Raw genomic sequence first — 23,265 nt, forward strand, 5'->3', positions numbered from 1 at the left:
CCGCTTAGCGTGCGGTCTGCTTGTTGTTTTCGATCAACCAGTCAGCAACCTCGCGCACGATTTTGCGCTGATGCCGGTCTGCTGGACGCATGAGATAAAAGCGTCCCTCAGATCGCATCGTGTGGGCATGTACAGGAATGAGAACACCACTATCCAACTGATCACGGATCAGCCATGTCCATCCAAGTGTCGTGCCCAGTCCTTCAGATGCGGCGGCGACGCAAAGGCCATAATCGCCAAGCTTCCAATGCACTGCGTCCTGGGGTGGCGACATCGTCGACGAGCGCCACCAATTATCCCAATCTTGCCACTCCCGCATGGAGTCTTCAATAGAGATAAGCACTGGCGCCATTTGCTCTTCCAGCATAAGAGCGCCTTGCCCGGACACGGGAACGACCTCTTCCTGACCGAGTTCAGCCAGCCAGACGCCAATCGGTCTTTCTTTTCGGTAGAATATTGCGAGGTCGAATTCGTCTAGGCGCAGATGAGCGACATCATCCGTCACACGCAATCTAAGCTCCAGCCCCGGAAGATCCTGCTTTAGCTTCTTAAGACGCGGCATAAACCATTGGTCCGCGATGCCGCGAGAGCAAGCGATGGTAATCTGGCTGGCGCCCGTCCACAATCTGACGCCATCCGTGACGCTTGCGATATCGAGGATCAACCTGGAGACATCGATGGAGTAGTTCTCTCCGATCGTCGTCAGCCGCACACCTGTTGGTACACGCTCGAACAGCTTGGATCCGATAAAGGCTTCCAACTTGCCGATCTGGCGGCTAACCGCACTTTGGGTCAAACCGAGCTCAACGCCCGCTCGGGAGAAGCTGCCGAGACGAGACGCGGCTTCGAAAACAACCAGCGCTTCAAGCGGCGGCAACCTGGAGAACGTCTGCATCTTGATCCTAAACAGTGATGCGACATCAAATACATCCACATCGCAGGATCAGCAATTACGTTGTTAGCCGACTAGAGCGGAGCCTCTTTGATAAACAAGCTCAGCGGCAGTCATCTGTTCGAGACGCGAAGTGCTCCGACATCGCCAAAGCTACGTTGGACGGCCTGCATCTGGTCTGGCGCAATATCGACCGACACTTCAATCTCACCTTCGTGGGGAGCATCGGAGCGCGAAACATCGCCACGTGACGATCCCGTCCCTGTCGTATTTTCATTCGACGCCGACTGAATGAAAATATCGGGCCGGGCAATGCCATGCTGTTGAACCAAATGCTCAACTGCCAGATCCGCGGCCTCGCGGGTTTCGAAGGTGGCGCGAATAGTACTCGTAGCATTCTCTGCCATTGTTCTCTCCCGTAAAATGTCTCAGCTGGCAAACTCCTAGTGTGCTCTATGGTTTCATGAAGAGATAAAGTTATGGTCCGAATACCGTTGCGGGCGGCGTAACATCTGACTATGTTCCTCTTTTGTTCAAAACCATATCGACGGCTTCAATGAGTTCCATCGACCCCTCGCAGCCACGCAAGATCATCCATGTGGACATGGATGCATTTTATGCCTCCGTCGAGCAACGCGATAATCCCGATCTTCGCGGCAAGCCTCTCGCCGTTGGTGGCGCTGCGGCGCGCGGCGTTGTCGCGGCGGCAAGTTATGAAGCACGGGCGTTCGGCGTTTATTCGGCCATGCCCTCCGTGACCGCGGTGCGCAAATGTCCCGATCTGATCTTCGTCAAACCGCGCTTCGAGGTCTATCGTGCCGTATCACAGCAAATTCGGGAGATTTTTGCCGAGTATACGCCATTGATCGAGCCCCTCTCGCTCGACGAGGCATATCTTGATGTCACGGAGAACTTGAAACACATGCCGATCGCGACCGAGATTGCGTTGGAAATCCGCTCGAAGATCAAAGACATCACCGGCCTTAACGCATCCGCCGGCATTTCTTACAATAAGTTCCTCGCCAAAATGGCCTCCGATCTCAACAAGCCCAATGGCCAGGCGGTCATTACGCCAAAGAACGGGCCAGTATTTGTCGAGAGGCTCGCGGTGAAGAAGTTCCACGGAGTCGGACCAGCGACCGCCGAAAAGATGCGCAGATTGGGGATCGAAACAGGCGCCGATCTCAAGCAGCAGCCGCTGGAGTTTCTCACCAAGCACTTCGGCAAATCTGGGCCCTACTTCTATGGCATCGCCCGCGGTATCGACGAGCGCAGGGTTCGGCCCGACCGAGTTCGGAAATCCGTGGGTGCCGAAGATACGTTCATGCAAGACATTGACGATCTCGATATTGCCGCCGCCGAGTTGAAACCTTTGACCGAAAAAGTCTGGGGTCACTGCCACACGAAGGGTTTCAGCGGAAAGACGGTGACCGTCAAAATCAAGTATTCCGATTTCACTCAGGCGACGAGAAGCAAGAGCAACGCCGTGCCATTTGCGAGTTGCGAAGCCATCCTCGATACGGCCACAGGATTGCTTGCTACAGTCTATCCTTTCAGACGGCCCGTTCGCCTACTTGGCGTGACACTTTCCTCTCTCACCAGCGAGACCGGCAAGGGTGATGGGGAACAACCTCAGCTCGGCTTCGATTTATGAGCAATAAACAAGCTTGGAACCGACCTGGACATGTCAGAACCCCGAATCCGCGTCATCGATCTGGAAACCGCTGGCAATGGCGCGAACGATGTTTGCGAAATCGGCTGGCAAGATGTGGCCCGTGACGTTGGAGGCTGCTGGGCACTGACCGATAACCGTGGCGCACTTTTCGTCAATCCGGGACGTCCGATCACGACCGAAACGATGGCAATTCATCATATCCTCGATGAGCAGGTGGCCGACGCACCGTTCTGGAAAGACTTGGCTCCACGTGTCCTTCGCCCCGAGGGCGGCGTTGTCGCCTTGGCCGCTCATCGTGCGGCGTTCGAACAACGATATTGTACGGATCGGCTGACCGGCGGTTTGCCTTGGATCTGTACATGGAAATGCGCTTTGCGGCTGTGGCCGGACCTACCACGCTTCTCCAACCAGATGTTACGCTACCAGAGGATGCCGGAAGGCCTGGTTCACGAAATCGGTCTCCCCGCGCATCGCGCCATGCCGGATGCTTACGTGACCGCTCACCACCTGCGCGACATGCTGAATATCGCCCCGTTCGATCAATTGGTGGCGTGGAGCGCCGAACCCGGACTTTTGCCGCGCGTGCCTGCCGGTCCGGACAGAGGAAAGGGCTGGGATCGCCTCACTGACGAGGCGCTTATGGGATATCTTCGCGATCGCGATGGCGATGTGCGCTTCAGTGCCCAGACCGAGTTGACGAAACGCGGCGCACTTGCCCCTGCAGTGGCCGAAACGCCAGCTCAGGGCTCGCTACTATGAGCAACCGCTCGACATCCACTCAATATCCTTCGACCCCAGATGGGCGATACTTCGTGGTTCGCGGGCGACTGTGGCGCAAAAGCAATCCGGCTCTGGACGAAGAGACGCGAGCGCAGCTGGTCAAGGAACTGATGGCTGCAAGAGCAGCCGTGCGGCACTCAAAGGAAGAGCCCGGCAAAATGACCCTCGCACGACGGCGTGTTGATCGGGCGAAGGTCGCGCTTGGTGAACGTGGGCCAGTGTGGTGGCGTGATGGAGAGCCGGATCTCAATCGGCATCTCGTGAAAAACACTGTTTATGCGCGTTGGTTCTCTCAGCTTCAGGACCATAGGGACACGACATAGACGAGGAATGATGGCGACCGTGGCGCGGCAGATCCGCTGGTCTCGGTATGGGAACTGGAACCATGCCTCTTATTCCGTGTTAGGAGGCGCTTGGATACCTGGTAGACCTCCATCCAAGTTTACCAATGCTCCGCCCATTTTTCAATTTCATCGAGACGATCCGGTACAATGCTCGCCTTCATTCAAGATAACGCACCTGTCGTGTCTGCGGTGGCGAGCATCGGCACTTTGTTCATCTGGGCCGTCTATCTCCACATTTTTCTTGCGGGGCATCAGCGGCAGATCAAGCCGATGCTTGTCGTCAACCGGAGCGAAGGCCGTACGCTGGAGGCGCGCTGTTTCGTCACGAATATGAGCAGGGAGCCCGTTCACGTACAAAGTGTGGTCGCAACCGTCAGGACCGACAGCGATACCCACTCTGCCCACATCACCGACGCTGAAGATATTCGAACGTCAGGGACAAAAACCGGGTGGCAACGAATGACCAGACAGGGACCTCTCCTACCTGGGGCAATGGTCGATATGGGAACATTTGCCTGCATCTTGGATTACGCCACACAGTCTTGCTCCGACGACCGACGCTTTCTCGGTTCCAAACTGAAGCACAGGCGATCTCAATGGAGATCACCATCCTTGGGATCTATAGCACTGAAGACCGGTTGATAGGCGCTTCGCGAACGTTCGAATTCGATCACGCGAGAACGCCCGTGGAACTTAGGGCGACGACCGCTCTTACCCGGCAGATCAGAAGAAAAAGCGAGCGCAAGAGATTGCTGCGAGAGCTTGATCGGCAACTGTAGAAGATCAGACCGGATAGCCACCACAACTGCCGCATCGGCGGCGAAAAAATTCTAAGGACCAGACCCTACACGTCTCCGATAAAAGCCCGCCATCGTTTGCGCCCAAACCAGAAGCAACTGACTATTTGTAGAGCAATATACAAAAATTGTTCAACAGGATGGACAGGATTGTTCTCCTTTGTTAGCGTCTGGCTGTATTGCGGAGGGGGCGAGTGCAATGCTGATCATCGGCTTCAAAAACAACGGTTTGAACAATTCGCGCGGCTGGACGACAGGCGAAGAGAGCGCTGAATGCGCTTCTTCTGACGCCTTGGCATGATCCTTGCAGCCTCGCTTCTCATATGACCATGTCGAAGGAAACTACCTCTATGGACGACAGCAAGCCGCTCCTCTCGGTCGAAGGCCTTAGTGTCGAATTCGGTAACAGCCGTGTCGTGGACGATCTTTCGTTCAAGGTGCGATCGGGGCGGACCGTCGCCGTCGTCGGTGAATCAGGCTCTGGTAAATCAGTGACCTCGCTGTCGACCATGCGTCTGGCTGACATGATGGGTGCGACCTACCCGAGCGGGAAAATCCTTTTCCAGGGCAGGAACTTGCTGACCGCTTCGCAAAAAGAGATGAGGTCGATCCGCGGCAAGGAGATCGCCATGATCTTTCAGGAGCCGATGACCTCTCTCAACCCCGTTTTTACCATTGGTGATCAGATCTGCGAAGTTCTGATGCTGCACGAGAAGCTCGGCAAGCAGGCTGCGATGGCACAAGCTCAGTCGCTTCTGGAAATGGTGCGACTGCCAGATGCGGCACAACTCCTGAAACGATACCCGCACCAGCTTTCCGGTGGCATGCGCCAGCGCGTGATGATCGCCATGGCGCTTGCCTGCCGCCCCAAGCTGTTGATCGCCGACGAGCCGACGACAGCACTCGACGTGACCATCCAGGCGCAGATCCTCAACATCATGCGCGACCTGCAACAAAAGCTGGGAATGGGGATGGTCTTCATCACCCACGACATGGGCGTGGTGGCTGAGATGGCCGATGATGTTGTCGTCATGTGGAAGGGTAAAAAGGTCGAGGAAGGCCCGGTCAAGGATGTCTTTGCCGATCCGAAACACCCTTATACGCGCGCACTGCTTTCCGCAGTCCCTCGCCTTGGCAGCATGGAAGGCCAGGATTACCCCAAGCGCTTGCCGTTGACCGTTTTACAGGACGGGGAGCCTGTCACCCTCGGCGAGGAGCGTGTCCAGGACACGGCAAAGTACGATCAAAAGCCGCTTCTCTCTGTCAAAGATCTCTTTGTACGGTTCGACATCCGCAAGAACCTGTTCGGCAAGCCCACCCATCGCCTGAGTGCCGTCCAGAAAGTGAGTTTCGATATTCACGCGGGAGAAACGCTTGCACTCGTGGGAGAATCCGGCTCGGGTAAATCCACCATCGGCCGTACGATCCAGCAGCTGCAAAACGCCGTGTCGGGTGAAATTTCCTTCAATGGTCGCCACTACTCGCAAATGTCTGCTGACGAGCGCTTCCGGATGCGCCGTGATGTACAATATATATTCCAGGACCCCTTTGCCTCACTCGATCCGCGAAAGACGGTAGGTTTTTCGATTGCCGAGCCGATCCGCACCCATGGTTTGATAAACGACACTAAAGCGGTGAACGCGCGCGTGGACGAATTGCTGGAGCGTGTGGGATTGAGCTCCGAGCACGCTTCGCGATATCCACATGAGTTCTCGGGCGGTCAGCGCCAGCGTGTTTGTATTGCCCGTGCGCTCGCCTGCGACCCAAAGCTCATCATTGCTGATGAAGCTCTCTCTGCGCTTGATGTCTCCATTCAGGCGCAGATCATCAATCTCTTCATGGATCTGCAGGCGGAAAGAGGTCTCGCCTATCTCTTCATCAGCCATGACATGGCTGTGGTGGAAAAGATGAGCCACCGCGTGGCCGTGCTTTATCTCGGCCAGATCATGGAAATGGGCAGCCGCCGTCAGGTTTTCGAAACGCCGACGCATGAATATACCCGCCGCCTTCTGTCCGCAGTTCCGGTTGCCGACCCGACCGTGGAGCGTCGCATCGCCATGATCGAAGGCGAAATACCCAATCCAGTGCGCCGCGTCGGAGATGAGCCTCCGGTCCTTACGCACCGGGAAATCAAGCCAGGTCACTTCATCGCTCAAAGTGCCTGACCAAATCAACTGAAGCCATCTGAAGAGGAAAACAGAAGATGAGAAAAATCAAAAGGGGACTATCAGCCGCTCTGACCTCGCTGGCCCTTGCCGGCGTATCGTTTGCGGCATCACCAGCATTTGCTGCGGGCAAGATGACCATCTCCAGCCCGCAAGACCCGGGCAGCTGGGACCCGATCGATACATTTCTCGTGCAGTGGGCAGCCGTTGCCACCAACATCTTTGACGGTCTGACATATCGTGGGCCAGACCTGAAGATCGTTCCCGGCCTTGCTGAATCCTGGGAGGAACTGGATGAGGGCAAGCGTATTCGCTTCAAGCTCCGCCAGAACGTCAAGTTCCACAATGGCGAGCCCTTCAATGCAGCCGCCGTCAAATTCACCTTCGAGCGCCTTCTGGGCGAGCAGGGTGCGAAAGGGCCGCAGCGCTCCAACTACGTATCGATCGAAAGCGTAGAGGTTATCGACGACAACACTGTCGATATGAAGCTCAAGGCGGCCGACCCCGTGCTCCTTACGAAGTTGGCCGGCTATGGCGCCATGATCGTTCCGCCGAAGTACATCCAGGAAAAAGGCGAGGACAATTTTAACCTCAATCCTGTCGGCACCGGCGCGTTCAAGTTCGTCTCTTACGCACCGAAAAACAACATCAAGCTTGAAGCCAATCCGGATTACTGGGGCGGCGCACCAAAGCTGTCCGAACTCGAATACCGGTTCATTTCCGAACCGGCCACAGCCGTTGCGGAATTGCAGGCCGGCCGTGTCGACCTCGTCATTCCCCCGACGATTCCAATCGGTATGATTCCCGTTATCGAGGGTGATTCCAAGCTCGAGATCGTCAGCGTCCCCGGCCCCACGGTCGACGCGCTGCGTTTCAACACGGGAGATGGCATCACGGCGGATCCGAAGGTGCGCAAGGCGATCATCATGGCGGTCGATCGTGCAACGATCGTGAAGTCGATCCTTGCCGGTCAGGGATCGGAAATCGCTAGCTTCCAGAGCGCGCTGTCATTCGGTTACGACCCGGATCTGAAGCCCCTGCCCTACGACCCGGAAGCGGCCAAGAAGTTGCTGGCAGACGCGGGTGTAAAGCCGGGCGCAACGCTGCAGATCGACATTCGCGGCAATGACGCGACGATGAACGAGGTCGCACAGGTTGTTTCGAGCTACCTTTCAATGGTCGGCATCACCGCCACCATCAAGCCCTACGAGACCAACGTCCTGCTGAACGATATCATCCCACAGGGCAAGACCGGCGCGATGTTCCAGCAGAAATGGGGCGGTTGGACGTTCGATTACGACAACACGGCATATGCCATGTATCACTCCGGCGAAAAGTGGAATCCCTACGACAAGGACGAAAAGCTGGACAAGATGCTGGAATCCCAGCGTCCGCTCACCGATCGTGCCGAACGCGAGAAAATCCTCAAGGAAATCGGACGCTATACAGCCGACCGTGCGCTTGAGCTTCCGCTTTATAATACCAATGCCATTTACGGCATGAACAAGCGGGTGAAGGGTTTCATCGCTCCGCCAGACAACCGTCTCAAGCTGACCGACGTCACAGTCGAATAAGCCTATCGACCGTTTTGAAGTAAGTCCTTGCCCGCGAAATCGCGGGCAAGGCAGAGCTAATTCTCAAGGAAAAGCACGTGGCCGGTTTTCTCATCAAGCGATTGCTGCAGGCGATTTTTGTCGTCATCGCCATCACCCTCCTCGTCTCCTTCGCCATCCGCCTGACGGGCGATCCCGCTGTGACGATGTTCCAGGGCGGTGGCAGCATGACGGAGGAGGATCTGGCACGAATCCGTGCGGCGCTCGGCACCGATCAGCCCTTCTTCGTTCAATACTTCACCTTCTTGAAGGGGCTGGTAACGCTTGATTTCGGTCGCAGCTTCACAGGCAGCACGCCCGTATCGAGGTTGATTGCCGATGCTTTGCCAGCCACGTTGCTACTGGCTTTCATCTCCATGGCGGTCTCAATTGCGCTTTCGATTCCGCTCGGCATCAAGGCGGCCACCGCACGCGGCAAGACTGCGGATCAGGTGATCCGCATCTTCTCGCTCATTGGCCTGTCGTTTCCGAACTTCTGGCTCGCGACCATGCTGGTACTGCTGTTCTCGATCACGCTCGGCTGGCTGCCACCAAGCGGGATGGGCGATTTTGCCAGCTACGTCATGCCCGCTGTCACGATGGGAGTCATCCTGACCGCAACGAATGTCCGCCTCGTGCGCACTGCCATGCTCGACACGCTGCGCTCGCAATATGTCATGGTGGCGCGTGCAAAAGGCTTGAGCGAGAGCAAGGTCCTTTACAAGCATGCGCTGCGCAACTGCGCCATTCCGCTCATCACCTATTTCGGCTTGCAGTTCGGCGGCCTTCTCGGCGGCATCGTCGTGATCGAACGCGTCTTCAACTGGCCGGGCCTCGGCACGCTGGCTTTCGATGCGGTCGGCGCACGCGATTATCCGGTTTTGCAGGCCGTCATCACCGTACTGTCGCTCATGATCGTCGGTATCAATCTTCTGGTCGATATCGCCTATGGGCTTGTCGATCCGCGTATCCGCACGGAGTAAGACACGATGGCTGCCAAAACCTCGCGCCTCTCGCGCTTCAACAGTCTTGAATTCATCCTTGGCGCAACACTCACGGTCGTAATCTGCTTTGCCGTCGTTTTCTCTGACGTCCTCTTCCCAGGGGGCGCGGATAAAATCGATCTGATGGCGCGACTTGCAAAACCATTCACCAGTACAGCCCATCCGTTCGGCACAGATCCACTTGGCCGCGACGTGCTGGCCCGCGTTGTTGCCGGGGGCAAGATTTCACTTCTCGTGGGCTTCACCTCTGTGATCGGTGCGGTGATCTTCGGCGTCGCTGTCGGTCTGGTGGCAGGTTACTATCGCGGTTTCTGGGACATGCTGGTCATGCGCTTTGCCGACATTCAGCTGGCCATGCCTTTCATCCTGCTGGCCATCACCTTTATCGCCATTGTCGGCGGCAGCCTGACGAACACCATCATCCTGCTGATCGTCTCGCAGTGGGTGCAATATGCCCGTCTAGTCCGCGGTTCGGTGCTGACACTCAGGGAACGGGAGTTCATCCTGTCCGCCCGCGCCATCGGCGTCAAAGACTGGCGCATCATTTTTCAGCATCTGCTGCCGAACCTGATCGGTCCCGTCATCGTGCTGATGACACTGAATGTCGCCAACAACATCCTGCTCGAAAGCAGCCTGACCTTCCTTGGCCTTGGCGTCGATCCGACCATCCCGAGTTGGGGCGGCATGCTGGCGGATGGACGAACCTATCTGCAAACGGCCTGGTGGGTCAGCGTCTTCCCCGGCCTTGCCATCCTTCTGACCGTACTCGGTCTCAATCTTCTCGGTGACTGGCTTCGCGACAGTCTTGATCCCACCGGCAGAACCTCGAGGTAATCGTATTGGGCCAGATTTTCAGTCAGACATTCAATCGAACGCTCGATAGCCTCGTCACGCTCGGCGTTCCCGGTCAGGCCCTTGAGGCCTGGACTTTCGACGATGCGCAAAGCCGCAGGGACGCGGAAAATAGATTGAAGGATAAGGGTGTGGAGGCGCGTATCCGCAGCGCCTACAAGCCGCTGCTCTTCGCTTTTCTGGAAGAGATCGATCTCGACGGCGTGGACACAATCGAGGTCCGCTATCCCTCCCATCCAAACGTGCCTGCCAACCGCTTCCGACTGGAAGCCTATCCGCTGGCCGCTCTCGTGGGGCAGGCGAAACTCGATTTCATCGCTCGTAACGACAGTGCCTTTCACTACGACGTCTTGCTCAAGCGCGGGGGGCAAACGCAAACCCTGACGGTTCTCGCTCCGAACCGCGTGCATGAGGATGTCGTGGGGGAGATGAACGTCTCGCCCACCGGCTGGCTGCGTATCGGAGACGAAGACGGCAAACGGCTGGAGACAGACTACGAGCTGCTTTTCGAAGCCGCCATAGGAACGATTGCCGGGCGTGATTGGGGACATCAGGAGCCATACTTCGAGGAGTTGAACATCCGCATCGCGCATCCGGCAGCGGATCTATCGCTGCCAGTGGGCGACGAAGTGGTCAGCCTGCGCGAGGCCCTGCATGAGGACATCTACTTTTCGCTGCTCGAACTTTTTCAAAAAAAGTCCGGCCGTCCACTCGGCGACAGGGGATTGAAGCCGGGCCAGATCGTGCCCGAAATCGTCATGAGCACGGGTGAGCTATCCGTTGCTATCGAAACACGCCCCCTCACGACTGCTTTTCTGGACACCAGCGACCAATCGGTCGATAGCGCCAGAGAACCGATTGCCGCAGGTCAGGTGGCAAGGTTGCTGGCGGAGATCGGGGGGGAAGCGTTTGACGCCCGCTCGCGTTCGGGCCGCATCCTATCGGCGCGATATGTGCCTGGCGGTGATGCCGCTGTGATGATCAGTGGCGGCCAGCATCCCAACGAGACGACGGGTATCGTTGGAGCCATTCGTGCCGCCCGCAGGTTGGTTCAGCGTAAACACGCGCACTTTACCATCTCGCCGCTCGAAAATCCGGACGGCTATGCTCTTCATCAACGGCTAAGGCGCGATAATCCTCGTCACATGCACCATGCCGCGCGATATACGGCGCTCGGGGACGACCTTGAATATCGCACGGTGGAAAACGCAGGCAGCGCGCTCTTCGAGAAAAAAATCCGCTTCGAAGCCGAGGAAAAGAGCCGCGCAAGTCTGCACGTCAATCTGCATGGCTATCCGTCTCATGAATGGACACGTCCCTTATCGGGCTATGTGCCGCGCAATTTTGCCATGTGGACGCTGCCGAAAGGTTTCTTCCTCATCATCAGACATCACCCGGACTGGGAAAACGAGGCGGAGGCGCTGCTCGACAGCACGACGCGCCATCTCGGCACCATCCCTGGACTGCTGGACTTCAACAATCGCCAGATCGGGCTTTATGAAATCCATGCGGGTGACACCGGCTTCCGTATCATCAACGGCTTCCCGTGCCTTTCATCGGTTGACGACCGCCACAGTGTGCCGATGACACTGATCACGGAATATCCCGACGAAACGATCTATGGCGACGCATTCATCGCAGGCCACACGGCTCAAATGGAAACGGTTCTGTCAGCTTATGACGCATGGCAGCACATAATGAGCAAACGGGTCTCAGGCTGAGGCGAGCCAAGCAAACCTCATAGTGGCGCGCCAGTGACATGCTGTCACGGCGTGCCGTTGAACGCATTAATAAGGGTCTGGCGCAATCCACTCATCGGACGCTCATGCGCTGCGCCCGTCGGCACCATGCCGCTGACAAAGCCGTCCTTCTCAAATCTCGCAACAAGCGTCGCATCACTGCTGACGATATGCACCGGCACTGCTCGTGATGCGCCTTGCCCGGTGATGATCGATGCGGGCTGGTGATCTCCCAGGATGACATAGACCGCGTCTCGACTCTGCCTTGCCATGAATTCTCCGAGAGCGGCCAGTGAGTAATCAATAGTTTCGATATATTGACGCCGCACTCGGTCAGGATCGGCCCAGACCACCGATGGTGGATCGCCGCTGACGGCCTGATCATCAAATGCAGAGCCATCGCCGACCTGGTCCCAGCCGATTAGTCTCGGCACCGGCGTCCAGGGCGCGTGACTTGAGATAAGAGCGATCTCCGCCATGACCTTCTGACCCCTCAGATGCGCAGGCCTCAACGCCAGGCGATCGAAGGCGGACATGGTGTACTGGTCCGGCATGGTCACCCAATTGAACGGCTTGCCGCGATACTGGAGCCCTGCGGCAGGTAAGATCTGGTCGTAACCGAAATAATCGGCTTCCGGCCATGCCATCGTAATTGCTGGCATCACGGCCACGCTGTGCCATCCCGCCTCGGAAAACAGCCTGTTCAAGCTTGGCTGGCGACTGATCATCAAGCGGTCGTAACGCGCTTGACTGTCCACCCAAAGCCCGGACAGGAGCGTGCCGTGTGCCAGCCAACTCAAGCCCCCGACCGTTGGCGCCGTCACCCAGCCACTTGCTGCGTGAAGCCCCGCTGCTTCGATCTGCGTGTCGATCGCAGCAAGACGTGGCTGCGTTATTCTGGCGTATTGAGGGTCATCGACTGCAGATCGTCCATAGGACTCCACGAAAACCAGGATGATGTCCTTCCCCTTGACGCTTTGAAAAAGATTGGCGCCGTTCTTCGGGCCAAGGCCTGTCGCAAGTTCCTGCTCAAAAAGCCTCATGTCGCTCACCGATCGAACGACAAGACCAAGTCTATTCGTCAGATATCCTGGGGTCCTGAAGTCTACACGAGATACTCCAAGCCACATCAGCATCGTGCCGACGATGAGAACGATGGCAAACACCCCGATCAACGGCCGGCGTGCCGATGCATGCGCAACGGCCATCCACATCAGAGACTTGAGAAAGACGGTGGCGACTAACAGGAAAACGGCAACGCCACCAATCAATGCTGCCAGTGCCGCCAGCGTACCGATCGTGCCGGAAATGAGGTTCCAGCCGTCGGTCAGCATCTTTACGTCGAGATAGGGATTGAATTGCCGCTGAAAAGCGGCCTCGACACCGATATCGGCAATCTTCAGAAAGAGCAGCAGAAAGACAAGAAAGCCACAAATAAATATGACGGTACGCTTTATTCGCCCCGGCACTATGAGCGCCAGCAGTCCGATCACCGCCCATTCCAGCGGGAAGCGTGTGAACGTCCCAATGCCAAAGGCATCGGGATGGTCGGGCATGTTGAAAGCAAGCAAGGCCATCAACGAGAAAAGCAATGCGCCGATCAGCGCTTTCAAGGTATTGTGTTTGCGCTCGGGTCCTATTTTTCCGTTCACTTCAATCCACTCGTCTTGCAGCACGTATCAACCAGATAAACAGTCAGGATGCAAAGGTCTTCCCGCTTGAACAAACTGCGAATTGCCGTTTCCGTCCTTACGCTAGCATTTCTGACGACGATCCTACTGCGCACCGATCTCAATGGGCTGGGCCAGTCCCTTTCTCGCATATCGTGGGCCGCCGTGACAGTCTGCCTGGCGCTCGTTCAAGTGCAGGTGATCGTGTCCGCGCTGCGCTGGCGGTTCACCTCCCGCCGTCTTGGACAAGACATCCCAGTGTGGAGGGCGATCCGGGAATATTATGTCGCGAGCTTCCTGAACCAGACACTGCCCGGCGGTGTCGGAGGCGACGCGGTGAGGGCATGGAGGATGCGTGGCGACGGGCCGGGTAGTTGGCGCCAACCCGCTAAGGCTGTCATCTTCGAACGGTTGTCGGGACAGATCGCATTTTTCATCCTCGCAGCCATCGGCCTTTCGATTTGGCCGTTCGTCGCAAGCGCGCAGTTTGCTCAACAATTGACGCAATACATCCTTTTTGGCGGCGCTTTGCTGCTCGGATTTATCTTTGCCGTGCGCTTTGCCAAGCCGAATTGGCTTGCTGGCGGATCGCTGGGCCAGAACTTGAGCGACGTGTTCGTGCGGCGTGGCGCGTGGCTCGTGCAAGCTGCCAAAAGCATTGCCGTGGTTTCCACCTATGTCATCGTCTTTTTTGTTGCCGCCGAAGCGACCGGCTCGCAACTTCCCTGGGTCGCATGCCTGACCATCATTCCCTTCTGTCTGGTTGCGATGCTCATTCCAACCGGTTTTGGTGGCTGGGGTACGCGAGAGGCTGCGGCCATGGCTCTCTGGCCGATGCTGGGCGCTGCCCCTGTCGATGGATTGGCTGCGAGCATCACCTATGGCTGGCTGTCGCTTATCGGTACGGCGCCGGGCGCGGTCTTCCTCTTGGTCGGCGCGTTCAAAAGAACTCCCAGCCACGCCTGAGAGGATCTCACCGACGCTTGATGCGCGCGTAGATGTCTCCCGATTTGGCATCGGCTGGCGTTGCCGCTAGTTCGCTCAGCATCTGGCTTCCCGTTTTCCATTCTTGCGAAACGAAGCGATGCGTTTCGCCTTCGACGCGATTGAAACGATAGTCGCCTATCGAGGCAAGCTTTGCGATCGCGTCATTGGCAACTGACGGCATGGCGGGAATATACTCAAACGCAATCAGGTCGATTGGCTGGCTCAGGCCTGACAAAACTGCGGCTTCGGCGCCTTCAACATCGATCTTGATGAAGGCGGGCACCCCGTATTTTTCGATGAGATCATCCACTCGCACCATGGGCACGGTTACCCTCCCATCCCACTCGACGTGAGAGAAGGCTGCATTCTGCTTGACCGCCTCGACAAAGCTCGACGAAACGCTGGTGACCGTTGGGTGACGGCTGGAGATGAAAAGATCGACGCTTCCTTGCGTCGCACCGACGGCTACTCTTTCGAAGCCCGCAAGCTCCTTGCCAAGATGCTTTTCGACGAAGTCTGCGAAGAGAGGCTGCGGCTCGATTGCGACGACCCTCGCTCCGATCTCGATCAGCGTCCGGCTGCGGCTTCCCACATGAGCGCCGATGTCGAAGACAAGCTGTCCGGGAGAGACGAGCGAGCGGTAGAAGCGCTTCAATCCAAAGCGCCGCCAAGGTTGACCGTAATAAACGACGAGAGACCGGGCTAGACCGAGCGTTGACGATAGCATCGTTGCCACCGTCATGCGCTCACCCTATTGCGCACGAGGCAAATAATGTCTGCGGTAAAGGAGTAGACGAGCGCCAGAAGTGCTGCCGCCGCCAGATAGTTGGAGACTGGAGCAACCACGGCTGGAACGAGGATGAGACACAGGATCGACACCTGCACCACACAAACGAACTTGCGCCTGATCGATGAAGGAAGATCCGCCGCGAGCGCCGGAAAGAGCCAGCCGGCCGCCACGAAGAAATACCGCATCAATCCGATCAGCAGCACCCAGGCGCCGGCCTTGTCGAGAAGAGCGGCCGCGACCGACAGAATGAGGATCAGGAAGGCATCGACTTCCATATCGAAGCGAGCGCCAAGCTCGGATTCTTGACGATACCGCCGTGCGAGATAGCCATCTATCCCGTCAAGCGCCAGCGCCACCACAACGACGCCAACGAGGATCCATAAGACCGTGTCCGCCTGCTGCAAACTTTCGAAACAGAGCACAGTTGCTGCCGTCAAACTCACGAGCGAGGCTCGAATGGCCGTCACCGTATTGGCATAGCCGAACCGCCGATGCGGATATTGCGGAAGCAGGTAGAGCACGAAGGCAAATATCGCCGAAAGGGACAGTGTTGCGGCAACGACAAAATCCCAGCCCAGCGACATTTCCACACGCACCAAAACCGCGACGGCGATGGTGCCGAGCAGCAGGCAGGCGAGATTTGCAAGCGTGTTTCGCACGAGAGGCCTTCGGTCTCTCAAGGTCGCGAGCGACTCGCCCTGTATTAGTGCCATTTTTATCCTCCCGGGATCCTGGACTTATTCGGCTGCGACCAGCGTTTCAAGGTCCATCAGATGCCCGGCACGGACGGTCTTGGTGCGGAGGTAGTTCTGGTTCTCGGCGGTGACGGTGCCCGTTACCGGAGCACGCGCCTCCACCTCGATACCTCCGGCACGAAGGCCGTTGATCTTGGTTGGATTGTTCGTATAGACGGCGACCTTCTTGATGTTCATATGACCCAACATCGCAACAGCCGCTTCATAACGGCGGTGGTCCTCGGAAAGACCAAGCTCGGCGTCGGCGTCGATCGTGTCGAGGCCGAGATGCTGATAGCCATAGGCGCGCATTTTCGCGCCGATACCGGTGCCACGACCTTCCTGGTCGAGGTAGAGTAGCACGCCGCCCCCCGCCTGCTTCAACAACGCGAGACCATTGCGCAACTGATCCCCACAGTCGCATTTCAGCGAGTTGCAGAGGTCACCCGTAATGCAGGACGAATGGATGCGAATGGGCACGGTTTTTGACACGTCCGGATTGCCGACGACAATCGCGACCTGGTCTTTTTGCGCAAGACCGCCCCGGAATACAACGAATTCGGAGTCGCCGAGGTCCTTGAGTGGTACGCGCGTTCTCACAACCTTTTCGAAGCGCTGAAGCGCCATTTCCGTATTCTTGAGGCGCGACGCAGACAGCTCGCAGCATCCGGCAAAACGCTCGTGTGTGGAAGAAACGTCGGCGATGACCATAGCGGGCAGGAGAAGCGCGACGCGCGCCAGTTCCGCCGTTTGCGATGCAAGTTCGTCGGCATTCGTCCAATTTTGAGGACGTTCAGCGCCGAGAACGTAAGACAGCCGCGATGCTTCTTCGAAGCTGACATTTGAGAGTGGAGTCAGCACATCCCCGCTTCCAAGAATGCCAAGGCGCGCTGCGCGCGGCGCTGTGAGAAGGAGAGAATGGCTGTTTTCCGTCGCCATCGCAAATTGGTCGTAAATCGAAGGCGCAACGGCATCGAGCGCAAGGACGGCGAGGCGTCGTTCGTTCGAGGAGAAGAGGATGGGACGGCCGTAGCGAAGCTCGGAAACGGCGCGCTCGACTTCGACCTCAGGAGTGGAAAACTGAAAAGCGGCGTGGGTGGCAGACGACATGTGACATACTCTCCCTAGATATTTTTTGTTCTCTACGGAGAAGACCATTGTTGGATTTCTCGCAGACCCGGAATTTATTTTAGTAACCTGTACGGAACAAAACGCGCGTCTCGGCAATACGCTCCATTGGAATTCGCATTTATTAGGATCACCCTTTTGGCATCAGCACCGGTCGAGTCGTCGAGCAGCAGAAACACAACTTTCCGGGCGCTGTGGATCGAAGCAGCCAACCGTTGCGCCGTCAGGGAAGGAAGCCTCCAACCCAACCAGGCAGATCAGCTTCTTGTCCGCACGCTCTACAGTGGGATCAGCCGAGGAACGGAATCTCTTGTTCTTGCGGGTAAGGTGCCATGCAGCGAGTTCGACAGAATGCGGGGTCCTCACATGGAAGGCAGCTTCTCATTTCCGGTAAAGTACGGATATTCCACAGTCGGGAAGGTCGAAGCTGGAGCAGATGATCTTATCGGCAAGACGGTATTCTGCCTCCATCCGCATCAGGATCGTTTCGTTACCACAAAAGACATGGTCACTCTCTTGCCGGAGGAAGTTCCCACGGAGCGTGGTGTTCTTGCCGCCAATATGGAAACGGCACTCAACATCGTCTGGGACGCCATGATCCAGCCCGGTGACCGTGTCGCCGTCTTTGGCGCTGGCGTCGTAGGGACGTTGGTCGCCAACCTTTCTCGCAGAGTTGCCGGCACCGATACTGTATTGGTGGACACAAATACTGATCGCCGCGCGCACACCGAGGCCATGGGCATCTCATTTACAGAGGCTGGCACGCTCAAGGGCGAATTCGACGTCCTGATCAACGCATCGGCGGCCGGTGCTGCGCTTTCCGAAGCCATCGAGAATGCTGGGACCGAGGCGCGTATCGTCGAGGCAAGCTGGTATGGAGACAAGAGCATTTCCATTCCGCTCGGTGGCGCCTTCCACTCAAAGCGGCTCCAACTGGTAAGTTCACAAGTCGGCGCCGTGCCTCCCGCGAGGCGAGTACGCTGGAGTTTTGGCCGACGCATGGCGAAAGCCTTAGAACTACTGGCGGACGATAGCCTCGATCACCTCATTTCCGGCGAAACAGACTTCGCTGATCTGGCCGAGGACTATCCCCGTATTCTTTCATCGCAGACGACGCTCTGCCACCGCATCCGCTACTAACGAAAGAGAGACCATGTTCGCAGTCGAAGTTCGAGACCACATCATGATCGCCCACAGCCTTCCGCGTCCGGTATTCGGACCGGCACAGGGCATGCATGGCGCCACCTTCGTCGTGGATGCAGCATTTTTCACAAAGGACGTGGACGATGACGGTCTTGCAGTGGACATAGGCGCAGCGACGAGTGTTCTCTCAGAAACGCTGAAGCCCTTGAATTACCAAAACCTTGATGAGCTTGACATCTTCAAAGGTAAGGTCAGCACAACTGAAGTCATCGCAAAACACATTTTCGATCAATTGGCGGAAGCCGTTGCCACCAAGCGCCTTGGCCCGGGCAGCCACCGGATCTGCCGCATCCGGGTGCTGCTTCATGAATCGCATGCCGCGCGCGGCTGGTACGAGGCCGACCTTTGACATCAATGCTGGCCTTTGCCTACCCCGGTGATCTCGCGCTCAAAACCGGAGGCTACGGCTACGATCGCGAAATCATTTCCGGTCTCAAGCAGTTGGGGTGGACTGTCGACCTCATTCCTCTCGGAGAGGGTTTCCCCTCTCCGTCATCAAACGTTCTGAGGGAGGCTGAAAGGCGGCTTTCCGCGCTGCCCGACGGCACGCTTTTGGTGATAGACGGGCTTGCTTTTGGCGTCATGGATGAATGGGCAAAGCGGGAGGAAAAACGCCTCAAGATCGTCGCGCTCGTTCATCATCCCTTGGCGCTCGAGACTGGCGTCAGCGAGAACGATCAAATGCACTTGCGCCGTACGGAAACAAACGCGCTTGCAAGAACGCGGCACGTTGTCGTCACCTCACCGATGACGGCGCGCGAATTGACCGAGAACTTTGGTGTGCCGGAATCCAAGCTTAGCGTCGCTATACCCGGCACAGCAAAGCCACCACCGCGAAATAAGATACCCAACGAGCCCCCCCAGATCCTCACCGTCGGTTCCCTGACGAGACGAAAAGGGCATGATGTCCTGATCGCATCGCTCGCGACGATCGTCGATCTTTCATGGCAAGCCACAATCATCGGCAGCCCCTATCTAGACCCGTCCGTCGCCTTGGCTCTTGAGAAGCAGGTGAAAGCTCTTGGCCTTAGCGACCGCATCACGCTTGCGGGCGAATGCGAGGATCTTTCGGCTGCCTATGCCAGGGCCGACATCTTCGCTCTTGCCAGCCGGTATGAAGGCTACGGCATGGTGTTTGCAGAAGCACTCTCTTACGGATTGCCAATCGTTGCATGTCATTCAGGCGCCGTGCCGGAGGTTGTTCCCACGGATGCCGGATTGCTGGTGCCCGTGGATGACGTCGGGGCTCTGGCGTCCGCGCTCACATCTCTATTGACCGATCCCGAGGAAAGAGCGCGCCGGGCCAAGGCTGCAGCAGCCGCGGGTAAAAAACTTCCGAGCTGGACCGATACGTCCACAATCATTTCCAACAGATTGAAAGATTTGATATGAGCGGCTTTGACAAGGAATGGCTTCGCCTTCGGGAACCGGCAGATCGTGCGGCACGATCATCCTCTCTTGTTGACACAGTGAAAGCGTACATAGGATCCCACTCCCAGCATGTCGTCATGGATATAGGCTGCGGCACCGGATCGACTTTCCGGACCCTCTCGCCGCTTATCACCGATGTGGAGTGGAAGCTCCTCGATTATGAGACTGTGTTGCTTGACGAAGCGAAACGCCAGATCGGATCGCGGGACGACGTCTCGTTTCATTGCGCCGATCTTAACACGCTGGACGAGACTTTGCTCGACGATGTCGCGGTGGTTACCGCTTCTGCCCTCTTTGATCTTTGTTCCGAGGATTTCTGTCGCCGGTTTGTCGAGCGATTGGCACGCAAAAAGATTGGGCTTTATGCGGCTCTCAACTACGACGGCGTCATGGAATGGTCGATCAAGCACCCTCTGGATAGTGCCGTCGCGGCCGATTTCAACGCGCATCAGCGCACGGACAAGGGCTTCGGGCCTGCTCTGGGACCGGACGCCTCGGATCATCTGTCGGGCTTGTGCAAAGATGCAGGGTTCTCCGTCGAGACGGCATCCAGCCCGTGGGAACTTGGACCGGAATCCGATGCGCTTCAGATTGAGTTTCTTGCGGGTCTTGCCACACCTATCCACGAGATCGGAAACATCGACCCCGCAGAATTCAAGCAATGGCTCGACTTTCGACTGTCACGCGTTGGCGTAGATGGAAGCCGGTGCATCGTCGGCCATACGGATTTCCTGGCCCTTCCAAACGCTTGAATCTGCCTGCGCCTTCAGGCAGCAGTCGAAAAGCACGTCGCTCCCAAGGCCGTAAATATCGGCCTGAGGGCGGTGAGCGTTGCAAAGCTGCGCGATTGGCGGAAGCGAAATACCGCACGGACCCGAACCAATGATCAGCGGCGCAATCGCGACATGCAGGCGGTCGACCAGTCCCGCATCAATGAAGCGGGCGATTGTGCGCGCGCCGCCTTCGACAAGAATGCGCTTGAGGCCGCGCTCTGCAAGACAATCAAGAATGTCCCGCGGATCAAGACCGCGGCCACTGCGCTGCAGCTTCACCACCTCAGCACGATAGGATGAGGCAGGGGCGTCATGCCCTTGAATGACGATCACCGGGGCACCGTGATCGTTGAACAGTCCTTCCCTCCCCGTCAGTTCGCCCTTGCAATCGATGATGACACGCGTTGGGCTTGGTCCCCTGACTTCGCGTACCGAGAGCCGAGGATTGTCGTTCTGCACCGTGCCAACCCCGACGATGACCGCATCAACAAGCGCGCGGCACCGATGCAGATGCGCCAAACCATCGGGTCCGGAAATGTCGCGGGCATCACCTGTCGGCGTTGCGACGCGCCCATCGAGCGACTGACCGACCTGCGCGATCACAAAACCGTCCCTTCCTGCTGCAATTGGACCATAGAGCATCAGCGCCGGGTCGGCTTCCTTACGGCGGAACGTGTCCTTTCCGTCGCGGATAGAGAGCAGTTTCGTCCAGAGCCTGTCGGTCATGTGAAGGTTGCGCATCGACGTCCCTTTAAAGAATGCGGTAAAGCGTGGCGTCCCGGCGGATCAAGTGGTGAAAGATCACAGCCAGCATATGTAACGCGAACAAGGCCAAAATGATCCATGCGCTCCACTCATGGATCGTCGAAAATGTCGGAGCAATGTCCGGCGACTTGCCGATTGGGCTCCATATAGGCAGCAGACCGAACCACTGCAGCGGAAAGCCGTGAGCATTCGTTGCCAGAAAACCCGATACCGGCATGATGATGAGGAAGAGGTAGAGCAATCCGTGGACCATATGCGCAGCAATGCGCTCGACAGCCGGTGCGGTGCTACGAGGCGCAGGTGTAAAAAGACGCACGCCCACTCTCAACAGCATGATCCAAAGGATCAGAAAGCCAAGACTTTCATGGACCAGATAAAAGTCGAGCTTCACGTCATCCTTGACGAAATCGAGCATCAAGCCCAGTGGCCATGTCAGGAAAACCAGGATTGCCACGATCCAATGCAGCATCCTTGACGCCGGGCTGTATTTCGGGACGTCTCGTGCGGGGTGATCCATCATTTCGTACTCCGATAAATTTCGAAATTATGAAGACTAGAAAGGCACGAGAGAATGACGTCCGCAATTATAAAGCGTTCCCGTCGACACTTAAAGCGCCGTGCGTCTGGATGGACGCAGGAAGCGCAATCCGCCTTGAAGAGGTTACACAGCGTACTTGTTTGAAAATCTATTGCGGTTTCAAGGAGGATGCTATCGGCTCGATGATATGAGCGGAGGGACGGACAAATGTTTTTCGTCCCCTCTTCCAGCCTGCCAGCGAGGGTGCTGAAGAGCGGATGGCATGACGCGGCTCCGTTGCGTCGAGAACAACGATATCGGCTGGCGCTCCGACATCAAGTCGATGATCGGAGCCCATAATGGCAGCGGCTCGCTCGCCGACCATCGCAAACACATGATCAATGTCGCTATCACGCGAAAGCTGCGCAACATTTGCGTAAAGATTTGCCATCCGCATCAATGACGCATCTCCGAAAGGAGTAAACGGATTGAGCACATTGTTGGTGGCAATGGCCGTCAGAACGCCATCCGTGGATAGAAGATGGGCGGGGGCGATGCCGCGGGGAATATTCGCGGTATGACTGCGCCCCATAAGAAAGAGATCGGTGGCCGGCAGAACGACCAGAGCAATACCAGCCTCGGCTATCTTACGCCCGATCCGGGAACGATCCTCCAGGCTCAGAGCGGATAGGTTCGTTACATGGCCAATCGTGACCCTGCCCCCATAGGCATTCGCCTTGGTCGCTTCGATTACTGCCGGCAGATCGGTTCTGGCAGGGTCGAGACTGAAGTCCAAATGGAAATCGACGTCGACATCATGCTTCCTTGCCAGAGCGAAAATACGACGCACATGCTCCTCAGGACGAGGATCGGTATAAGGGCATCCGCCGATCAAGTCCGCACCGGCGCTCAAGGCCTCGTCGAGCATCTCTTCCGTTTCTGGCTCCTGCGTCAGTCCCTCCTGAACGAAAGCGCAGATCTGGATATCGATCGCGAAGGAAAATAGCGCGCGCACCCGCTTGATCGCTTCGAATGAGCGCATGCCTGCGCGTGGATCGATCTCGACGAAAGTTCGCATGCGCGTCGTGCCATGCATGATGGCTTGGCGCACGACGGCGCTTGCCCGCTGATAGACGTCCGCTTCGGAAAAATTTGACTTGGCCTTTGCCGTCTCGCGAACAGCTTCTTCAAGCGTGCCTTCGCAGATTGAGCACCGCTCCAGAATACAGGCCTTGTCCAAATGAACATGACTGTCGGCAAAACCAGGAAAGGCGAACCTGCCGTCAAAGTCTTCTTCTTCCACAGCCTCACATCGAATACCGGAGCGGATATCGACAATCAGCCCATCGCGGATCGCGATATCGACCACATCGGGCCGGGTTGCGATGCGAAGGTTTCGAAGAATAAAATCGGCTCGCATGTTTACC

Annotated in this window: 22 protein-coding genes; 13 read left to right on the forward strand and 9 right to left on the reverse strand. The window is 57.1% G+C overall.

All coding sequences use genetic code 11. From position 1 onward, the window contains the following. Positions 1–4: 4 nt before the first annotated feature. Both ACQZ5M_RS14005 and ACQZ5M_RS14010 read right to left on the reverse strand, forming a co-directional pair. Entirely contained in the window at positions 5–895 is an 891-nt protein-coding gene (locus ACQZ5M_RS14005) for a LysR substrate-binding domain-containing protein (RefSeq protein ID WP_449080043.1), read from the reverse strand. A 110-nt stretch (positions 896–1,005) separates the two neighbouring features. Further along, a complete protein-coding gene (locus ACQZ5M_RS14010) occupies positions 1,006–1,299 on the reverse strand; it encodes a hypothetical protein (protein ID WP_449080044.1) in 294 nt (97 codons plus the stop codon). Between the two features lie 149 nt (positions 1,300–1,448). Between ACQZ5M_RS14010 and dinB the strand changes: the two genes are divergently transcribed. The 8 genes from dinB (at position 1,449) to ACQZ5M_RS14050 (ending at position 11,822) form a co-directional block, all read left to right on the forward strand. Beyond that, the gene (gene dinB / locus ACQZ5M_RS14015; protein WP_449080045.1) at positions 1,449–2,546 is read left to right on the forward strand and encodes a DNA polymerase IV; all 1,098 of its coding nucleotides are present in this window, start codon (positions 1,449–1,451) and stop codon (positions 2,544–2,546) included. 30 nt (positions 2,547–2,576) lie between these two features. Then, a complete protein-coding gene (locus tag ACQZ5M_RS14020) occupies positions 2,577–3,326 on the forward strand; it encodes a DNA polymerase III subunit epsilon (protein ID WP_449080046.1) in 750 nt (249 codons plus the stop codon). Further along, positions 3,323–3,670, forward strand: coding sequence for a hypothetical protein (locus tag ACQZ5M_RS14025; RefSeq protein ID WP_296101339.1), 348 nt, complete (start codon positions 3,323–3,325; stop codon positions 3,668–3,670). The genes ACQZ5M_RS14020 and ACQZ5M_RS14025 overlap by 4 nt, the downstream gene beginning before the upstream one ends. 1,168 nt (positions 3,671–4,838) lie before the next feature. Beyond that, positions 4,839–6,653: an ABC transporter ATP-binding protein gene (locus tag ACQZ5M_RS14030; RefSeq protein WP_449080047.1), complete on the forward strand. Its 1,815-nt coding sequence runs from the start codon at positions 4,839–4,841 to the stop codon at positions 6,651–6,653. Positions 6,654–6,691: 38 nt separating this feature from the next. After that, positions 6,692–8,227, forward strand: a complete 1,536-nt coding sequence (locus ACQZ5M_RS14035) for an ABC transporter substrate-binding protein (protein ID WP_449080048.1) — start codon at positions 6,692–6,694, stop codon at positions 8,225–8,227. 77 nt (positions 8,228–8,304) lie between these two features. Continuing rightward, positions 8,305–9,228, forward strand: a complete 924-nt coding sequence (locus tag ACQZ5M_RS14040) for an ABC transporter permease (RefSeq protein WP_449080049.1) — start codon at positions 8,305–8,307, stop codon at positions 9,226–9,228. A 6-nt stretch (positions 9,229–9,234) separates the two neighbouring features. Further along, complete coding sequence (locus ACQZ5M_RS14045) at positions 9,235–10,083, forward strand: ABC transporter permease (RefSeq protein WP_449080050.1); 849 nt, start codon at positions 9,235–9,237, stop codon at positions 10,081–10,083. A 5-nt stretch (positions 10,084–10,088) separates the two neighbouring features. Continuing rightward, positions 10,089–11,822 carry a M14 family metallopeptidase gene (locus ACQZ5M_RS14050; RefSeq protein WP_449080051.1) on the forward strand — a complete coding sequence of 578 codons (1,734 nt, stop codon included), beginning with the start codon at positions 10,089–10,091 and terminating at the stop codon, positions 11,820–11,822. 44 nt (positions 11,823–11,866) lie between these two features. On the opposite strand, the gene ACQZ5M_RS14055 is transcribed toward ACQZ5M_RS14050, so the two are convergent. Beyond that, positions 11,867–13,492, reverse strand: coding sequence for a sulfatase (locus ACQZ5M_RS14055; RefSeq protein WP_449080052.1), 1,626 nt, complete (start codon positions 13,490–13,492; stop codon positions 11,867–11,869). 66 nt (positions 13,493–13,558) lie between these two features. On the opposite strand from ACQZ5M_RS14055, the gene ACQZ5M_RS14060 reads away from it, so the two are divergent. After that, entirely contained in the window at positions 13,559–14,476 is a 918-nt protein-coding gene (locus ACQZ5M_RS14060; protein ID WP_449080053.1) for a lysylphosphatidylglycerol synthase transmembrane domain-containing protein, read from the forward strand. Positions 14,477–14,483: 7 nt separating this feature from the next. Here the strand turns inward: ACQZ5M_RS14060 and ACQZ5M_RS14065 are convergent, their stop codons facing one another. From ACQZ5M_RS14065 to ribA, 3 genes are read right to left on the reverse strand one after another with little or no spacing between them, the layout of a single operon-like run. Next, positions 14,484–15,239, reverse strand: a complete 756-nt coding sequence (locus tag ACQZ5M_RS14065) for an FkbM family methyltransferase (RefSeq protein ID WP_449080054.1) — start codon at positions 15,237–15,239, stop codon at positions 14,484–14,486. Continuing rightward, entirely contained in the window at positions 15,236–16,000 is a 765-nt protein-coding gene (locus ACQZ5M_RS14070) for a CDP-alcohol phosphatidyltransferase family protein (RefSeq protein WP_296019751.1), read from the reverse strand. Before ACQZ5M_RS14070 ends, ACQZ5M_RS14065 begins: the two co-directional genes overlap by 4 nt. Positions 16,001–16,024: 24 nt before the next feature. After that, on the reverse strand, positions 16,025–17,131 hold the full coding sequence (ribA, locus tag ACQZ5M_RS14075) for a GTP cyclohydrolase II RibA (protein ID WP_296019753.1): 1,107 nt from the start codon (positions 17,129–17,131) through the stop codon (positions 16,025–16,027). Positions 17,132–17,287: 156 nt separating this feature from the next. Here ribA and ACQZ5M_RS14080 point away from each other — a divergent pair, with 156 nt between their 5' ends. Genes ACQZ5M_RS14080 through ACQZ5M_RS14095 form a run of 4 tightly spaced genes read left to right on the forward strand, consistent with a single transcriptional unit; the run spans position 17,288 to position 20,535 of the window. After that, complete coding sequence (locus ACQZ5M_RS14080; RefSeq protein WP_449080055.1) at positions 17,288–18,289, forward strand: zinc-dependent alcohol dehydrogenase; 1,002 nt, start codon at positions 17,288–17,290, stop codon at positions 18,287–18,289. 13 nt (positions 18,290–18,302) lie between these two features. Continuing rightward, positions 18,303–18,701 carry a 6-pyruvoyl trahydropterin synthase family protein gene (locus ACQZ5M_RS14085; protein WP_296019757.1) on the forward strand — a complete coding sequence of 133 codons (399 nt, stop codon included), beginning with the start codon at positions 18,303–18,305 and terminating at the stop codon, positions 18,699–18,701. A gap of 5 nt (positions 18,702–18,706) precedes the next feature. Beyond that, positions 18,707–19,744: a glycosyltransferase family 4 protein gene (locus ACQZ5M_RS14090; protein ID WP_449080145.1), complete on the forward strand. Its 1,038-nt coding sequence runs from the start codon at positions 18,707–18,709 to the stop codon at positions 19,742–19,744. Beyond that, the gene (locus ACQZ5M_RS14095) at positions 19,741–20,535 is read left to right on the forward strand and encodes a class I SAM-dependent methyltransferase (RefSeq protein WP_449080057.1); all 795 of its coding nucleotides are present in this window, start codon (positions 19,741–19,743) and stop codon (positions 20,533–20,535) included. The genes ACQZ5M_RS14090 and ACQZ5M_RS14095 overlap by 4 nt, the downstream gene beginning before the upstream one ends. Here the strand turns inward: ACQZ5M_RS14095 and ACQZ5M_RS14100 are convergent. From ACQZ5M_RS14100 to ACQZ5M_RS14110, 3 genes are all read right to left on the reverse strand, one after another. Beyond that, positions 20,464–21,297: a RibD family protein gene (locus ACQZ5M_RS14100; protein ID WP_449080058.1), complete on the reverse strand. Its 834-nt coding sequence runs from the start codon at positions 21,295–21,297 to the stop codon at positions 20,464–20,466. The genes ACQZ5M_RS14095 and ACQZ5M_RS14100 overlap by 72 nt on opposite strands. A 10-nt stretch (positions 21,298–21,307) precedes the next feature. Beyond that, the gene (locus tag ACQZ5M_RS14105; protein ID WP_449080059.1) at positions 21,308–21,841 is read right to left on the reverse strand and encodes a cytochrome b; all 534 of its coding nucleotides are present in this window, start codon (positions 21,839–21,841) and stop codon (positions 21,308–21,310) included. 166 nt (positions 21,842–22,007) lie between these two features. Next, entirely contained in the window at positions 22,008–23,258 is a 1,251-nt protein-coding gene (locus ACQZ5M_RS14110; protein ID WP_449080060.1) for an amidohydrolase family protein, read from the reverse strand. Between the last annotated feature and the right edge of the window lie 7 nt (positions 23,259–23,265).

The organism is Rhizobium sp. 22-785-1 (assembly GCF_053521965.1).

Excerpts from the sequence above, each read along its gene's own strand:
- ACQZ5M_RS14005 (WP_449080043.1), bottom strand. The coding sequence starts at position 895 with ATGCAGACGTTCTCCAGGTTGCCGCCGCTTGAAGCGCTGGTTGTTTTC.
- ACQZ5M_RS14010 (WP_449080044.1), bottom strand. The coding sequence starts at position 1,299 with ATGGCAGAGAATGCTACGAGTACTATTCGCGCCACCTTCGAAACCCGC.
- dinB (WP_449080045.1), top strand. The coding sequence starts at position 1,449 with ATGAGTTCCATCGACCCCTCGCAGCCACGCAAGATCATCCATGTGGAC.
- ACQZ5M_RS14020 (WP_449080046.1), top strand. The coding sequence starts at position 2,577 with ATGTCAGAACCCCGAATCCGCGTCATCGATCTGGAAACCGCTGGCAAT.
- ACQZ5M_RS14025 (WP_296101339.1), top strand. The coding sequence starts at position 3,323 with ATGAGCAACCGCTCGACATCCACTCAATATCCTTCGACCCCAGATGGG.
- ACQZ5M_RS14030 (WP_449080047.1), top strand. The coding sequence starts at position 4,839 with ATGGACGACAGCAAGCCGCTCCTCTCGGTCGAAGGCCTTAGTGTCGAA.
- ACQZ5M_RS14035 (WP_449080048.1), top strand. The coding sequence starts at position 6,692 with ATGAGAAAAATCAAAAGGGGACTATCAGCCGCTCTGACCTCGCTGGCC.
- ACQZ5M_RS14045 (WP_449080050.1), top strand. The coding sequence starts at position 9,235 with ATGGCTGCCAAAACCTCGCGCCTCTCGCGCTTCAACAGTCTTGAATTC.
- ACQZ5M_RS14065 (WP_449080054.1), bottom strand. The coding sequence starts at position 15,239 with ATGACGGTGGCAACGATGCTATCGTCAACGCTCGGTCTAGCCCGGTCT.
- ACQZ5M_RS14070 (WP_296019751.1), bottom strand. The coding sequence starts at position 16,000 with ATGGCACTAATACAGGGCGAGTCGCTCGCGACCTTGAGAGACCGAAGG.
- ribA (WP_296019753.1), bottom strand. The coding sequence starts at position 17,131 with ATGTCGTCTGCCACCCACGCCGCTTTTCAGTTTTCCACTCCTGAGGTC.
- ACQZ5M_RS14085 (WP_296019757.1), top strand. The coding sequence starts at position 18,303 with ATGTTCGCAGTCGAAGTTCGAGACCACATCATGATCGCCCACAGCCTT.
- ACQZ5M_RS14090 (WP_449080145.1), top strand. The coding sequence starts at position 18,707 with ATGCTGGCCTTTGCCTACCCCGGTGATCTCGCGCTCAAAACCGGAGGC.
- ACQZ5M_RS14095 (WP_449080057.1), top strand. The coding sequence starts at position 19,741 with ATGAGCGGCTTTGACAAGGAATGGCTTCGCCTTCGGGAACCGGCAGAT.
- ACQZ5M_RS14100 (WP_449080058.1), bottom strand. The coding sequence starts at position 21,297 with ATGCGCAACCTTCACATGACCGACAGGCTCTGGACGAAACTGCTCTCT.
- ACQZ5M_RS14105 (WP_449080059.1), bottom strand. The coding sequence starts at position 21,841 with ATGATGGATCACCCCGCACGAGACGTCCCGAAATACAGCCCGGCGTCA.
- ACQZ5M_RS14110 (WP_449080060.1), bottom strand. The coding sequence starts at position 23,258 with ATGCGAGCCGATTTTATTCTTCGAAACCTTCGCATCGCAACCCGGCCC.